13 protein-coding genes and 1 tRNA gene are annotated in these 13999 nt (G+C 59.8%); 6 read left to right on the top strand and 8 right to left on the bottom strand.

What is annotated here, in order from left to right:
• Positions 1–189: 189 nt before the first annotated feature.
• Positions 190–861: a histidine phosphotransferase ChpT gene (gene chpT, locus RCO31_RS32205; protein WP_308972463.1), complete on the bottom strand. Its 672-nt coding sequence runs from the start codon at positions 859–861 to the stop codon at positions 190–192.
• A gap of 196 nt (positions 862–1057) precedes the next feature.
• Here chpT and cysQ point away from each other — a divergent pair, with 196 nt between their 5' ends.
• Positions 1058–1888: a 3'(2'),5'-bisphosphate nucleotidase CysQ gene (cysQ, locus tag RCO31_RS32200; protein WP_308972462.1), complete on the top strand. Its 831-nt coding sequence runs from the start codon at positions 1058–1060 to the stop codon at positions 1886–1888.
• Here cysQ and RCO31_RS32195 read toward each other — a convergent pair whose 3' ends face one another.
• Positions 1889–2389 carry a YHS domain-containing (seleno)protein gene (locus RCO31_RS32195; protein WP_374991565.1) on the bottom strand — a complete coding sequence of 167 codons (501 nt, stop codon included), beginning with the start codon at positions 2387–2389 and terminating at the stop codon, positions 1889–1891.
• 114 nt (positions 2390–2503) lie between these two features.
• Here RCO31_RS32195 and RCO31_RS32190 point away from each other — a divergent pair, with 114 nt between their 5' ends.
• The 5 genes from RCO31_RS32190 to RCO31_RS32170 all read left to right on the top strand — a co-directional run bounded on the left by RCO31_RS32190 (position 2504) and on the right by RCO31_RS32170 (position 6596).
• Positions 2504–3091 carry a DUF1134 domain-containing protein gene (locus RCO31_RS32190; protein ID WP_308972460.1) on the top strand — a complete coding sequence of 196 codons (588 nt, stop codon included), beginning with the start codon at positions 2504–2506 and terminating at the stop codon, positions 3089–3091.
• A 130-nt stretch (positions 3092–3221) separates the two neighbouring features.
• The gene (locus RCO31_RS32185; protein ID WP_308972458.1) at positions 3222–4547 is read left to right on the top strand and encodes a hypothetical protein; all 1326 of its coding nucleotides are present in this window, start codon (positions 3222–3224) and stop codon (positions 4545–4547) included.
• 379 nt (positions 4548–4926) lie between these two features.
• A complete protein-coding gene (locus RCO31_RS32180) occupies positions 4927–6060 on the top strand; it encodes a hypothetical protein (RefSeq protein WP_308972456.1) in 1134 nt (377 codons plus the stop codon).
• Positions 6060–6473, top strand: a complete 414-nt coding sequence (locus RCO31_RS32175) for a hypothetical protein (protein ID WP_308972455.1) — start codon at positions 6060–6062, stop codon at positions 6471–6473. Before RCO31_RS32180 ends, RCO31_RS32175 begins: the two co-directional genes overlap by 1 nt.
• A 48-nt stretch (positions 6474–6521) precedes the next feature.
• Positions 6522–6596: transfer RNA gene (locus RCO31_RS32170), tRNA-Val, on the top strand.
• Between the two features lie 511 nt (positions 6597–7107).
• Here the strand turns inward: RCO31_RS32170 and RCO31_RS32165 are convergent.
• From RCO31_RS32165 to RCO31_RS32140, 6 genes are all read right to left on the bottom strand, one after another.
• Entirely contained in the window at positions 7108–7767 is a 660-nt protein-coding gene (locus tag RCO31_RS32165; RefSeq protein WP_308972454.1) for a hypothetical protein, read from the bottom strand.
• Position 7768: 1 nt separating this feature from the next.
• The gene (locus RCO31_RS32160; protein WP_308972453.1) at positions 7769–8419 is read right to left on the bottom strand and encodes an HNH endonuclease; all 651 of its coding nucleotides are present in this window, start codon (positions 8417–8419) and stop codon (positions 7769–7771) included.
• A gap of 809 nt (positions 8420–9228) precedes the next feature.
• Positions 9229–9438, bottom strand: a complete 210-nt coding sequence (locus tag RCO31_RS32155; protein WP_308972452.1) for a hypothetical protein — start codon at positions 9436–9438, stop codon at positions 9229–9231.
• Between the two features lie 180 nt (positions 9439–9618).
• Complete coding sequence (locus RCO31_RS32150) at positions 9619–11271, bottom strand: PepSY-associated TM helix domain-containing protein (protein WP_308972451.1); 1653 nt, start codon at positions 11269–11271, stop codon at positions 9619–9621.
• A 7-nt stretch (positions 11272–11278) separates the two neighbouring features.
• Positions 11279–11572 (bottom strand): hypothetical protein, encoded by a 294-nt coding sequence (locus tag RCO31_RS32145; RefSeq protein ID WP_308972450.1) that lies wholly within the window; start codon positions 11570–11572, stop codon positions 11279–11281.
• 271 nt (positions 11573–11843) lie between these two features.
• Positions 11844–13973, bottom strand: coding sequence for a TonB-dependent siderophore receptor (locus tag RCO31_RS32140; protein ID WP_308972449.1), 2130 nt, complete (start codon positions 13971–13973; stop codon positions 11844–11846).
• Positions 13974–13999 lie beyond the last annotated feature (26 nt).

Below are 13999 nucleotides of genomic sequence, written 5' to 3'. Positions count from 1 at the left end.
CGCGCGCGAGATGCCGCTGGCGCGGCTCTCTGCAATTCGGGCAGTTTGTGGGCAAAGCATTTATATTTGGTTGAGTTAAGCGTCGCCCGACCGCGAAACCGCGGTTATCCCAATAGGATGCAGTCGGGCGCGAGTGTCGCCTGCGAGAGCCCTCAGTTAAGAGAGCTTAAACGACGGCCAGCAGCACGCCTATTCGGCCGTCACGACCACCGCGTCGCCGTCCATTGCCAGCGACGCGCGCAGGCCCGATGCCTGCGCCAGCAGGCGCGTGTAATAGGGCTGGACCGCATGCGCGTCGACCGTGCCCTGATGAACGCCTGCCAACTGGTCGGCAATGTTTTGTGGCAGCCGCGCGTTGAGCCCGGCCGCACGAATACGAAGACCTCCGGTGTCGCCCTGACCCAGGGCGTCGATCGTCAAGACGCCCCCGCGCGGAATCGTCTGCTGGGCAATAATCAGCATGTTCAGCAGAAGCTTGACGCGGTTCTTCGGCTGCAGGGTTCGCGGCAGGTTCCAGGTGATCCGTGTCTTTTCGTCTTCAAGGAAGCCGCGCGCCATGCTTTCGGCGTCGCCGGTGTCGATCTGCGCCCCGGCCGATCCGGCGGCACCGAATGCAAGCCGACAAAACTGCAGCCTCGCGGACGCATTTCTGGCGCTCTTGCGGATCAGATCGAGGGCGAAATCCCGATCATCGGCGTTCTTCGCGTCATCCAGCACTTCGAGCCCGTTGACGATAGCCCCGACCGGGCTGATCAGATCATGACAGACCCGCGAGCACAGCAGCGCCGCAAGATCGAGCGCGTCTACCGCAACTGGAGTTGCGCCGGAATCAAGGCTGGCAGACGAGGACGAGCCGGACATGAAGGGTTGTTCCTCGCAAGAATGAGCCGCATAGAACAGGAACGGCGAATCAGGGCATCCAGATGCGATTCATAGCAGGATACCGCGATCCCGAAACCGCCACCGTCCGCAAGCCGGAAGATAACGTGCGAGGTATCTCGAAGATGCAGGCGAACAGCAACAACAAAATGCCGGCAATCGGCATTGCCCGACGCCCATGAGCGGTTCCGCAAACGGATTCGTGATTGATCGCGCGGCCGCGGAAACGCTGCTCGAGCCGCTGACCGATCTCGTGGCGCGCGCATCCATGGCCATCCTCGACGTCAAGCGGATCAAGACCGTGGACAAGCCGGATGGCTCCCCGGTGACGCAGGCGGATCTGGCGGCCGATGCGATCATCGTTGATGGCTTGAAGGCGTTGCTGCCGAACATCCCGGTCGTGTCCGAAGAACGGGTCGATCGCGCGACGGGGCCCTATCTTGCGAGCTTCTTCATTGTCGATCCGCTCGATGGCACCCGGGAATTCATCGCCGGGCATAACGACTACACGGTGAACGTCGCATTGGTCACTGCCGGCCGGCCACTGCTCGGCGTCATCGCCGCACCCGCACTCGGCCTTATCTGGCGCGGTGTCGTCGGATCCGGCGCCGTGCGGATGAAGCTCTCGCTGGACCCCAGCGAACGCAGCGCGAGCCAGACGCCGATCGGCGTCAGACGATGGCCGGACGGACCGTGGATCGCGGCCGTCAGCCGCTCCCACCTCGACAGCCGGACGGATGCTTTCATCAGGCAACACGCCGGTGCGACGCGCCTGCCGATCGGTTCGGCGCTGAAATTCTGCCGCGTCGCCGAAGGCACTGCCGACATCTACCCGCGCCTGTCGGCGATCTCCGAGTGGGATATCGCCGCAGGCCACGCCATCCTGGAAGCAGCCGGCGGCCTTGTCGCCGACAGCCGCGGCCAGCCACTGCGCTTTGGTGAACGGAAAGGAGATTTTTCCGTGACGGAATTTATCGCCTGGGGCGATGCCTCCAAGGCGGCGCCCTGACTATTGCGAAAGCTCCTGCTTCAGTTTCGGCCAGCGGCGGCCAGCCGAAGCCGCGAAGCCGTCCGGATCGGCGGCGAAGGCAGCCTTGCTGGTCGTGCTCGCAAACAGATAGAGCCGCCGGCCATAGACCGTCCAAAGCTGAGGCAGGCCTTCAACCGCCTTGCCGCGGCCGACATCGACCGGGTCGTAGCCGCCGAATTGCGGCGCGTAGACCTCCGGATGACCGAGGAAGGCCGCGCGATTGCCCTCGTTGCGGAAACGCCAGACCGCGCCGTCCTGCACCGCTTCGAAACGTTCGAAGCCACGCGCGGCCGCCGCCTCGGTGAAGTAAGCGACCGGGTCGAACCCGGAGATCGCCAGTCCGGTAAAGCGGTTGACCACCACCCGCTCGGTCGTCGCCTGCGCATGGACCGTACCAGGCGCGCAGAGTGCGACCAGCAAGGCGACCGCCCGCAGAAGCCCGTATCCGGAACCTTTTCTTTCCTGCCGCCGTAACGTCATAGTTGACGCTGATAAAAGCTCGATTCGGGACGTTTTGTGCATTGTAGACGGGGCGACGTCAGCATCCGGTTAAACGCCGGGTCTTTGGCTGGTATGTTACACGGGGGAACCCCTATGAGAGTCGTCATGCGCCTTGCCGCGGTATTGCTTCTCGCAATCATCGCCGGGACGCTGCCTGCTGCGGCCCAAGGAGCGCCGCGGCCAGGCCAGAATCCAAACCAGACGTTTTCGCCGGACGAGATCGTCAACGCGGGTCACCGCTTCTTCGGCAACGTTTCACGCGGACTGGCTTCCGTCGTCGAGCGCGCGGTCAGCACCTGGGGCCTGCCGAACGGCTATATCCTCGGCGAGGAAGGCAGCGGCGCCTTCGTCGCCGGCCTGCGCTATGGCGAGGGCACACTCTACACCAAGAACGCCGGCGACCTTCGCGTCTTCTGGCAGGGACCGTCGGTCGGCTTCGACTGGGGCGGTGATGGCGCCCGTACCATGATGCTCGTCTACAACCTGCCGGCGACCCGGGCGATCTATCAGCGTTTTGCCGGCATCGATGGATCGGCCTATTTCGTCGGCGGCTTCGGCATGACGGCGCTGACCGCCAACAATGTCGTCGTTGTGCCGATTCGGTCCGGGGTAGGGTTAAGGCTCGGGGCGAATATCGGCTACCTGAAGTTCACGCCTACCGCGACCTGGAATCCGTTCTAATCGGCTCGGCCGCTCCGCCGGAATGCCCCTGGCCGCGAACACCGCGGATTCAGGTTAACGCGCCGTGCTGCTGGCGTTCGGGGCGTGCTCCATGGCATGGTAACGAAGTTCTTAATTGTCGGAGTGCGCCATGGTCGAGCCGATCATGTATTTCGCGATCGGTTTTCTGGTCTCCACCCTGCTTGGGCTCGCGATCATGCCACTGGTCCACAACAGGGCTGTGCGGCTGACCACCAAGCGGCTGGAGGCGTCGACGCCGCTGTCAATGGCGGAGATCCAGGCAGACAAGGATCAGCTTCGCGCAGAATTCGCCATGTCGGCGCGCCGCCTCGAGCTCAACGTCGATCAGCTCAAGGCCAAAACCACAAGCCAGCTTGCTGAGCTCGGCAAGAAGTCCGACGCCATCAATCGGATGAAGTTCGAACTCGGTGAGAAGAATGCGGCGATCTTCCAGCTCGAGGCGCGCGAAAAGGCCGCCAAGGAGCAGTTGGGCGCAATCGAGGACGAATTCGCAGTGAAGACCCAGTCGCTCCGCGACGCCGAGGCGAAGCTCCTGGAGAAGCAGAACGAGCTTGCAAAGCTCAGCCAGGCATTGTCGGACCGCTCGCACCTCGCCGAAACGCGGCAGGTCGAGCTTTCGACCGTCAACACCCAGGTCATCGCCCTGCAGCACCGTGTCAACGACGCCGAGCGTGAGTTCACCGAGACGCAGCAGAAGCTTTCGCTGACACGCGATGAATCGAGCAGCGCGACCCGCGATCTGAAAGCCGCGCGCGAACGCGTCGACAATCTCGCACAGCGTGTCAGCGACCTCGAACAGCAGCTGGCCACACAGACAAAGGAGGCCGAGACGCTCAGCGCGCGCGCCACCGATCTGGAAAACCGTCTCGCCGTGCAAGGCAAGATGTTGGCCGAACGAGGCATGGAGAACCACGAGCTTCGCCAGCAGCTCGAGAGCCTGCAGACGCCCGGACTTAATCCGCGTCCGCTGTCCGCCGTCGCGGCGGATCCGCCAGCCCTGTTGCGCGCAGAGAAGGCAGTGCTGGAACAGCAACTTGCGGCAGCGCGCGAGGAACGCGCGGCCATGCAGCGCGAGCTGAACGCGATCAAGGGCCAGACGGAATCGTCGTGGGCTACCGAGCGCATGGAAAACGCGGTGCTGCGCGAGCGCATCAACGATATCGCCGCTGAGGTCGCCAAGCTCGCGATCGCGCTCGAGGGGCCGGACTCGCCGATCGAGGCGATCCTGGCAGTCGAGGCGCGCTCGCCGGAGGAAAGTTACGCGCAAGGGAAGCCCGCAGCCGCGAACGGCACCGTCCCGAACGCTGCGAACGCCAACAAGCCGGCCGCGCCGGAGCCGGCACCGAGTATCGCGCCGACCGCGACCAAGGGGACGCTGGCAGACCGGATCCGCGCCCTGCAGAACCAGGCTTCGCGCGCGCAGCAGGCGCGGTGAGGCAGCCTTTTGCGGCTCTTCCTTGCTTGACACCCCACCCTGCGCTTCGTAAATCGCGGACCATGCGTCCGGGCGCTTAGCTCAGCGGGAGAGCGTCCCCTTCACACGGAGAGTTCCATATTTGGAACTTTCGTCTTGGCGCATTTTCCGTCTCATAATCAAAGCGTTAGCGAAATCAGCTTAGCGGTTATGTGCATCAACGTGCAGGACAAAGCATGAACCTGCGTGAAAAAATGTGAAAAATGTGTGAGGTTTAGCCGCGCCATAAGCCACCGCTGCACCTAGCCTACTCACACGATCCCGGTAATCGTGTTTGCCGTTTCTGTTTGGCACCATTGGCTTTGAAGGCTAGATATTTTGTACGTACGGATCTGGCGATTTGGGCAAGAGCTTTAAACTTCGATACGAAGGGGCACGCTTTAACGGCACGCGCTTGCCTGTTGACGTGCTTACGGATTTGCCAGCATTCCGAGATTTGCTCGTTGCCTATGCGAAAGACGAGTGGCGAGCACTACACGCTGATCGGCAGCGCGTTCCAAAGGGCTTCGACAAAAGCATTTCGCTCGACCTAATCGCAATTGAAGACGGTAGTGCGATCCCCAATCTGGACTGGGACCGATCTACCGCGCAGGCGGCGCTTCCAGGCTTTGTCGATCAGCTTGAGTCCATCGTCGACAGTTCTTTCGGTCAACTGGTCGCCCTCATTGACGGAGCAGGTCATGGACAGTTCCCAAAATCTTTGGGATCGGAACACATTCGCGCTCTCAACAAACTCGGCTCAGGTTTACGCAACAGCGAACGCATCGAGTTTGTTGGCACCAAAGGTGCCGATGGCGGCGTCGTCTATCTGGATAGCGTTCGTCGCAAGGCCCTGATCACTCGCGTCAGAGAAACGTATCAATCTCGGATTGAAAGTGTCGGCACCTTGCGGGGTACCCAAATCGACGATGTTGGCGTTGGGGGGCACATACTCGTTTCGACAAGCACTTACAAAGAAATCAAGATCCCGCTTGAAGCCGATCGGGTCAAAGATGAGTTTGATGGAAACATAGAATCAGAAGTCCAGTTCGATCTTCAAGTCGAGATGGACAACAACGATCAGCTCAGGAGTATCGTCGAGGTTTTTGACGTCGGCCTAATTGACGCAGAGATCGGCGCACACGTTCAACGGTGCCGGACGCGGATTGAGGAAATTGGCAGATTGGAGCCGGGCTGGCACGACGGTTCAGGCGACAAGATCGCGCCAGCTGCGCTTGAGAATGCCTTCCGGTTTCTCTCGAGAAGACCAAGTCTATCGAGGACGTACAAGGTCTACCCGACGCTGGAGGGCGGGATCACCTTTGAGTTTGAGGTTGAAGGTTGGGATCTCACTGTCGAGTTTCTCGGCAGTGGAGGAGTCGAGCTGTACGGTGTCGAGATTGAAGGCAATAGAGAGATTGCACCAACGCCGTTTATTGATTTGAGCGCCGACTTTCTCAATGAATTTGATAACAGAGTAAAAGGCCAAAACTGATGCAGCCTTTGTCGGACCATGACGAGGTCTTGTTTCGGCAGATCCATCCTGGATTCGTTGAGGATGGAGTGCCGTCAAGCCAGCCCTTCAGGCCCACGCCCAAGGACCAGAACAAATTATCGGTTGACCGATCCAGTGCCATAACGCCCGAGGCGTCGTTCACCCTGTTCCAGGAAAATGGCGGGGCAACGATAGCTGTATACGGACTAAGCGTCGGAGACTTTGCGAGCGAGGCGATCATCTGTCACCCAGACCCGCTGCCCGAGCTTAATAATCCAGCCCATGCAATCGCCGACTATTCCCCACACAAGACCAGTCAGCATAAGACGATCGCGAAAAGGTTGAAGCGCCTCGCGATTGCCCGAGGGTGCTTTCACCCGCGTGCTTCAACCAAAGCCGAGGAAAAAACTTGAGCTTGCGCCGAGGCTGGGCTAGACCTCCGAAAAGTGCATAGAGGCTCAGGGCGCATAGCTCAGCGGGAGAGCGTTCGCTTCACACGCGAAAGGTCCATGGTTCGATCCCATGTGCGCCCACCACGCCCGGCATTGAGCAATCCGCTGGACCACCCGCGGCTTTTCCATCGCTTGGGCGTGTACTCATAAATTGAGGCGATGCGGGTCAAGGCGCGTCCGTTAAGCCCGAACAGCGGCGCGAAACCGGATAGAGTCACGAGCGAACGATTAACGAGCAGCAGTCCAAAAACTGTCCCGATCATCGGAGACTGCTCCTTGATCAGCGCCATCTCGGTATCTTGAATCGGCGATCTCGATCGCGCCCTGCCCTTCGATGAACTTGACTTCTGCCTCCTCGCTAACGGTCAATAGTAAGAGGTGAATTGGCCACCGCGAGCAAGCAGGGCCGAGTTCCGAGCGGACAAAGGCACACCCATCGCTCGTCTCGCAAACCACCAGAAGGTCGATGTCGCCGACTGGCCGCCTAGCCGTCGTGATCGATCCAAATAGGAACCACCGGCTGCCGGGCACCAAGGTTCTGAGCCGATGCACCTCCTCAAGCAAAACGTTGAAAGCGGCGTGTTCTGGCATTCAGTCATTTCTTGTTGATGCGTCCGAAGAACGGACCCCACTTGAGGATTTCGATGCCCATGGCATTCGCAGCATCTAAGGCAGAACGAGTGATCGTACCGTTCGGATTGGTGTTCACGGCAACGTCGAACTTTCCGTAACGGTCACGCGCGGTGCGGATATGATCCGTTGTCAGTTCGTATTCGTTCAGCATCGCGGCCGTCAGATCAGGCAACCCTCCCTTGCGGCTGAGGCGATAGACCTTGTCGTAGTCGCGCTCGAAACTCGTGACACGGTCGTGCTGGCGTAGCCCACGCTCGATGAACGCGATCTCCCTCTGCTGAAAGCCTCGCACGTTCGACTCTCCGAGCACGCGGTAAAGATCACCGAACACGCCGGTCGCGACGCTATTGTTCTGAGCCAGGCGAATTGCGTCTCCGGTCCAGACGGCCTCCTTCGGAACGTTGGCGATGATCTCCACACCGTGCGTAGACTCGACCAATGGTCTGATATCGTCGGCGTGCACGCGGGTCTTCGAGACAATGCCCGCAACGAAGGGCGCGTATTTCGTGCGCTCGACGCGCAGCACCTGGTCATCCAACACATCGACATTGGACACTTCATCAGTTTTTCGCAGAGCCTCAGCGACCCATTGGGTCGTCTCGACTGGGGTGTGATTGGCCATGCTAAGCGCCCGACAAAATGGTATTCATGCCGGCAGGAAACTGGCTGGCGACATCGCCAGTCCCTTCGCCGATGTGCTTTGCTTCCAAGTCGTCTATGTGCTGGCGAAAAGCTTCAAGGGTCTTCCGCTCATCGCCGGTGAGATGACGGCTGTTGGCGTCCAGAACGGTCAATACCTTGCGGTTGTTGGGCAGTATGATCGCACGCATCTTCCGCTGCCAGACCTTCGCCAGCTCGCTCTCCGGGTCTGCGCGATAGTCATTGTTTGGGCCGTACTGATCGAACACGGCACGGTTCTCGGCAAGCGCGGGCTCAATCGCCCCACGCGCCGAAACGCGGTCAGCGTACTCCATCGCGCCGAATAGCGACGCGATGCGGTCGACGTGTTTGCGTTTCCAATCTCTGACCACCACGTCAGGGAAATCTTTAGCGGCCTTGTCGATCGTCGTGTGGCAATTGGCGCAGAGCAGGATCAGGTTATCGTATGAGCCTCTGTCCACTGCCGAGACCTTGGCGTCGGCGCGAGGTCCACTATCGCTAGCCGCGATGATGTGGGCCATTTCCGCGACATGGACGTTCTCGGTGCCGGTATCGACAAACAGCCGATTGCTGCACTTCGGATTCTGGCAGTAACCGCCGGAATCCGCAAACAATCTCAACGTCGTATGACGATTGGGGTTTGCTGGCCCACGACTGCAGGACATTGGAGGATAATATGCGAAAAGAATTAGAGTGAAAGGAATGCAAACAACGTACTACTCGGGCTGCGCCTGTTCAAGGAACCGACGGGGACAGTCCTATTTGGAAAAGCAAACGATCTCAATACGATAATTGTGAAGAGCTTCCCCTTCTCTAAATAATTGATTTTGCTTGCGGTCTCTGAAGTACGCGCATCATCTGGTGGTGTGAAAAATGTGTGAGGTCAGATGTGAGAATGCAGAAAAGCCTATAAAAATAGGGGTCGCAGAATAAGGGCCAAGCCTTCACACGGGGAAGGTCGAAGGTTCGATCCCTTCAGTGCCCACCAGTCTCCCGCTTGATTTCCTGCGGTTTTTGGCCAGGCGGCACTGCCTCATCCGGCAGCTCAGAACAGAACAAAACGCAAAGACGACGCTATGATCCGTGGAAAATCCGTGGACCTTGTTCGTGCCATGTTCCCGATAGTATTACCCGCGGCCCGCGTTTGATTACGCAGCGATTGGTCTTGACCGCCCCCCTCAGGCACCGACGCTTGGCAAGACGCCCGGACCAGTGGGACCGCGCGGCAGGCGATGTTCCGATACGGCAACGACACGATCCGCACAGTGAATATTTCGAACGATCCAGAAAGCGGCGGTCGCCCGGCTAATCGTGTGATGCTGTCGCCGGGCGCGCCGAATTGGCGTTCTTGAAGCGCGCTGAGCAGCAAACGACGTGCGTCAACCTATTCACGAATATGGGAGGTCGCGTGGAGCTCGGCGGCCTAGCGGAAAGTTGTCAGATCGCTCAATGGTTGCTCGCCCGGCATTTGCACGAAGAACGGAATGAAAACTTCTTCCGCTCTAGGCGCGCCTCGAACCTCTAAGACTTGGTCGCAAATCATCTCCTGACCGAATTTACGCAGCCAAATCGCCTTAGTGAACGCCGCAGAAAATCCTTTGATGTCGTTTGCGGCACGCGTCACTTCGTCCATGATTTTTTGCTGTCCGTTCTCCCAATCAGTTTCGCCAAGCTCCTTAAAGATGCCGTGGACTACGACAATGTCCGAGATGAGATATAGCGAATTGTAGCTGGCTAACCTGCGGCGAACTTCCCCGGTCGGGAAGTTCGTTGTTGTGCTTTTGGCGACGAGTTGGTCGTGGACCCATGCCGGTTACTCTGCCGCGATGGCGACGGACTCACGCACCTCCGTGCGGTTCTCCGGTTTGCGGATGGACCAGATGCTGTCGGCAGGGCCGAGCTTGACGCGTCGCGCGGTGGAGATCGCCATCCAGGCCAAGCAGAGCGCGCCGATGAAAGCGACGACATCGACGCCGATCGTTGCGGCGCTGCCATGCGCCCACATGCCGAGCGCCGGGGGCAGCAGCGCGGTGAGCGTGGTCAGCGGGATCGCCATCGTGGCGGCTGCGCAGAGCCACAGCAGATGCACCGCCGAGCGCGCCACACCCCATGCAAAGGCCCATGCGACCGAACCGAGGAACACCGCATAGTAGATATATGCGTGCCATGCATTGAGATCGGCGACGCGGCCGTGCAGCCACTTGGCCGCCACGATGGTAAGCGAGATGCCCGCGACGCAGCCGAGGCAAACGCCTACGGTCGCGCTGCCCAAAAGGCGCGTGGAGCGCGATTGCTCGACCTCGCCGCCTTTGCGAGCCTTCCTCCGCCGCGTCTCGATCCACAGCAGGTTGCCGCTATAGAACAGCCATGCGCCGGAGAGGCCCAGGAAGAAGTAGGCCCACCTGATCGTTGCGCCGTCATACTGCCCGGTGTGCAGGCCGTAGAACGTCTCCGACGCGCGCCGATCCGGGTCCTGACGCGATGGACGTGTGCCGTCCTTGAGCAACTCGCCAGTCACGGCGCTGAGCATGACGCTTCCGAGATGAGAATCTCCGACATAGCCACGCTCGGCTCCGGCGACTCTCACCACAGCGGCTCTGTCTCCAAAATTCCTGAAGATCATGACCCTGGGCTCATAATCGGGTGCCTGCATCTTGAGCTTTTGAAGCAACTGCGAAGGGGCCATCATTGCACCCGCCTCGCCGATCGGCTTTGGCGACTCAAATAGCTCATCATCGCCTGCCATCAGGATCGCTTGCTTGCCGCCAAAAACAACACTTTCCTGCACGGACCAGAGTGGGCCGGTGAAACTCAATGAGGTCGCCGTTATTGCCATCGCAATGTGAAACGGGAGCGCTGTAACGCCGACGACGTTGTGCGCGTCCAGCCACATGCGTTTGAGGCTCTTGCCGACACGCAGCGCAAGGAAATCCTTGGCGAGCGACGGCAGTAGCACGATCACTCCAGCGATCAGCGCCACGCCGTAGAGCAGCGAGACCACCCCCATAAAATACGATCCCCACGATCCTGGAATCCCGGCGCGCATGTGGATTGCATTGATGAATTCCGCCAGTTCGGACGGCTCCTGCTGCTTGGCCAGCAGCGTGCCATCAAGTTTTAGCGTCGCCCACCAATGGACGTGCTCATGCGCCTGGCCTTCTTGATACGGCGCGTCCTCGAGCCACGTTACCCGCGCGGGCTCGTTCTCGTGTCCCCACAGATGCAGCGTGATGCCTTCCTCCCGCGCTTCAGGATGGGCGGCGGCTACTAATTCGAGAAGACGAAGCGCATCGTCCAGCGGCACGGCCGCCACGCCCACGGCGGGCGGTGACGCCCAGCGTGCGATCGGCTCCTGAAACATGGTGAGCGCCCCCGCATAGAAGGCGATGAACAGCGCGAAACCACAACTGATGCCAATCCAGCTATGGACGGCTTTGTAGAGTTTGACGATATCGGCGCGGATCATGTCGCCCTCACGCGAAAAAATAGAAGCGGCAGGCAAACAGCGCCGCGAAGGCGATCAGGTTCGCCGCGCCGAGCCATGTCCAGGCAGCGCGACCGCTGCGAAACAGGAAGCAGAAGCCGAACACCGCGATCCAGATGATAGCTTCCAGATGGCGCATCAGCGAGTAGCGCCCGCCCGGCGCATTGATGCCGCCCGGTCCCAAATATGCGTAGAGGCCGACCAGCGAGAGCGCCAGGCCCAAGCCAAGGACTGCGCCCGCACTGGCCTTGCCCCACCAGTCAGGACGCATCTCGCCCGGCATGTCAGTTCCTCCGCCCGAAGCTGCGGAGGGCGGCCGAACAGGGAAAGACGAAGAGACAAACCATCGCCACATGCAGGGCTACGAAGAACCCGGACAACGGCTGCAATGCCGCAATCCATGCAGCAAGGCCGGCCGCCAGCAGCAAACCACCGGCAGCCCATAGTGGCGTTCGGGGGAGAGGCCGCGAACGCCATTTTTGATTCGGGCTGGCGAGGTAGAGGCACAAACAACCGGCTATGGTCAGTGCCAGTGGCAGAACCACGACCATGGCTCAAAAGTTGAATGTCGTGGAGAGCCGGTAGGTGCGCGGCACGCCGGCATACATGTAGTTGCCTTCTGCGGTCTTCCAGTAGCTCTTGTTGAAGACGTTATCGACATTGAAGCGGATGGTGATCGGTGTGTCATTCCACGGCGAGGCGAAGGTATAGCGCGCCCCGAGATCGACAGTCGTCCATGAGGGAATTGCAAGGTCCGGCTTGGAATTGTTGATCACCTGACTGCTCGTGTAAGTGAAGCGGCCGGCCAACGTCAGCCCGTCGATGAAAGGCGTATCCCATTCGCCGCCAATCACCGTCCGGACCCTGGGCGCCCCATGCGCTCTCTCTCCGTCATTGATCCCATTGGCAGTTTGGGTTTGGCGAGCGTCGAGAAAAGTGACGCCACCGAGCAGGCGCACGCCCGGCATGAGTTCGCCATAGGCGTTCAGCTCGATACCGCGATTCCGCTGCTCGCCGTCGAGCGCAAGCGTCGGGAGTCCGCCCGACGTAGAGGCAATATCGACTGTGCTTGGCTGAGCGATCTGGAACACCGCCAGGGTCGTCGTCACCGTGCCCCAATCAACTTTGACTCCAGTTTCATACTGCCTGCTGACATAGGGCGGAAACACTTCGCCAGCATTGGCGTAAGTAACCGGAACCGTCGTTCCTATCTCCAGCCCCTCAATATAGCTCGCATACAGCGACACGTTCTGCCACGGCTTGACGACAAGGCCGAAGGCCGGGGTCCATGCGTTGCTGTTGTATTCCGAGGTGAAAAGATTGGTGTTCCTGCTGTAGTTTGTGGAATCTATTGTCTGGTAGCGAACTCCGGCAATAAATTGAAAACGATCGTCAAACATGGAGATGATGTCTGCGATACCAATGCTGGAGGTTGTTGTATCGCTACGTCTATTGAGTGGTCCAAAATCGGATCGCGCGGGCTCCGCGCCAAAAACCGGATTATATATAGAACCCGGGAATAGCTCTGCCTCTGTGAAGGGATTTTGGAAACGCTCATATCGGCCGCGGGAAACATTCAGATTGAGGTCGTGTTTGACCAGGTCGGTCGTTACCTTCGCCCTGAGGCCGCCTTGCATCGACAAGACGTCGGTCATCCCGTGTTCCCGCCACGTTTCTACTCTGTAATTTCCGGTGGAGTCCAACAGAGCTGCCGGGCCGATGCCGCGTGATTTGAACTCGCTTCGCTGAGCGCCGATTGCACCATAGGCCATGATGTCGTCGGTAATATCGAGCTCGCCGCGTATCATACCGACAGTGGATTTCACCGAGCTTTCGGCCCAATACGGAAGGAGGCTCCTTGCGGAATTCGGCGCCTTGACAGGGAAACCATCAGCGGCGGGCCGCAGGTAATTTGGCCCCGCGCCGGCATCCCGAGACACATGCGCAATGTCGGCGGACAGACGGAAACGTTCGCCGCGATAGTCGAGATTGAGTGCCGCCGTGCCATTTTGCGCATGCTCCGGACTGATCGGCGTATCCCCCTTGTCGAATGATCCGTTGAAGCGAAGGCCAAACTCCTTGTCGACGCCAAAACGCCGGCCGACATCGACATGTGCGCCAGGTTGCGACCTGGACATGTAGCGCGTCGTCAATTGCGTCAGCGGCTCATCATAGGCTTGTTTGGTGACGAGATTGATCGTGCCTCCGATGTTGCCGGACGCCACCGCCATGGCGTTCACCAAAGCGCTCGGCCCCTTGAATATTTCGACGCGCTCAATGAAATCAATCGAGGGCGAGAACTGTGGTGCCAGGCCGGGCAAACCATTCAGACTTCGGCCCGCAGAATACGACCAGGTTCGAAAGCCTCGAATAGAATCATTCTCCCACAGGTGTGTGGTGCCGCTTGCCGTCGCCATGACCGATGGATCATTGTCCATGACTTCCTGCACCGTCCGGGCCTGCTGGTTCTGGATTGTCTTGTTCGTGTAGCTGGTCTGACTGAACGGCGTGTCCATGACGTCGCGATTGCCGAGCATGCCGATCTGTCCGCCGGTCGCAACCTGCCCGCCTGCATAAGGCGGCATCGGCGTCATCGTCGAATTCGGATTGTTATGCGCCGGCGCGTTGACCGTAATCTCCGGCAGCTCTGTCGCCTGGGCGCGGGTGTTTCCCGGATCGAACACGCTGACCGTTTGCGCGCCGGTCACGG

The organism is Bradyrhizobium sp. LHD-71, assembly GCF_031157255.1.
GTDB lineage: Bacteria > Pseudomonadota > Alphaproteobacteria > Rhizobiales > Xanthobacteraceae > P52-10.
Note: the sequence above shows the minus strand (reverse complement) of the source record. Positions and strands in the feature narration are given on the sequence as shown.

Bases quoted from the DNA above. Each gene is read 5' to 3' on its own strand.
- RCO31_RS32165 (WP_308972454.1), bottom strand. From the start codon at position 7,767: ATGGCCAATCACACCCCAGTCGAGACGACCCAATGGGTCGCTGAGGCT.
- RCO31_RS32145 (WP_308972450.1), bottom strand. From the start codon at position 11,572: ATGCCGGGCGAGATGCGTCCTGACTGGTGGGGCAAGGCCAGTGCGGGC.
- RCO31_RS32185 (WP_308972458.1), top strand. From the start codon at position 3,222: ATGGTCGAGCCGATCATGTATTTCGCGATCGGTTTTCTGGTCTCCACC.
- RCO31_RS32195 (WP_374991565.1), bottom strand. From the start codon at position 2,389: ATGACGTTACGGCGGCAGGAAAGAAAAGGTTCCGGATACGGGCTTCTG.
- RCO31_RS32190 (WP_308972460.1), top strand. From the start codon at position 2,504: ATGAGAGTCGTCATGCGCCTTGCCGCGGTATTGCTTCTCGCAATCATC.
- chpT (WP_308972463.1), bottom strand. From the start codon at position 861: ATGTCCGGCTCGTCCTCGTCTGCCAGCCTTGATTCCGGCGCAACTCCA.
- RCO31_RS32155 (WP_308972452.1), bottom strand. From the start codon at position 9,438: ATGGACGAAGTGACGCGTGCCGCAAACGACATCAAAGGATTTTCTGCG.
- RCO31_RS32175 (WP_308972455.1), top strand. From the start codon at position 6,060: ATGCAGCCTTTGTCGGACCATGACGAGGTCTTGTTTCGGCAGATCCAT.
- RCO31_RS32150 (WP_308972451.1), bottom strand. From the start codon at position 11,271: ATGATCCGCGCCGATATCGTCAAACTCTACAAAGCCGTCCATAGCTGG.
- cysQ (WP_308972462.1), top strand. From the start codon at position 1,058: ATGAGCGGTTCCGCAAACGGATTCGTGATTGATCGCGCGGCCGCGGAA.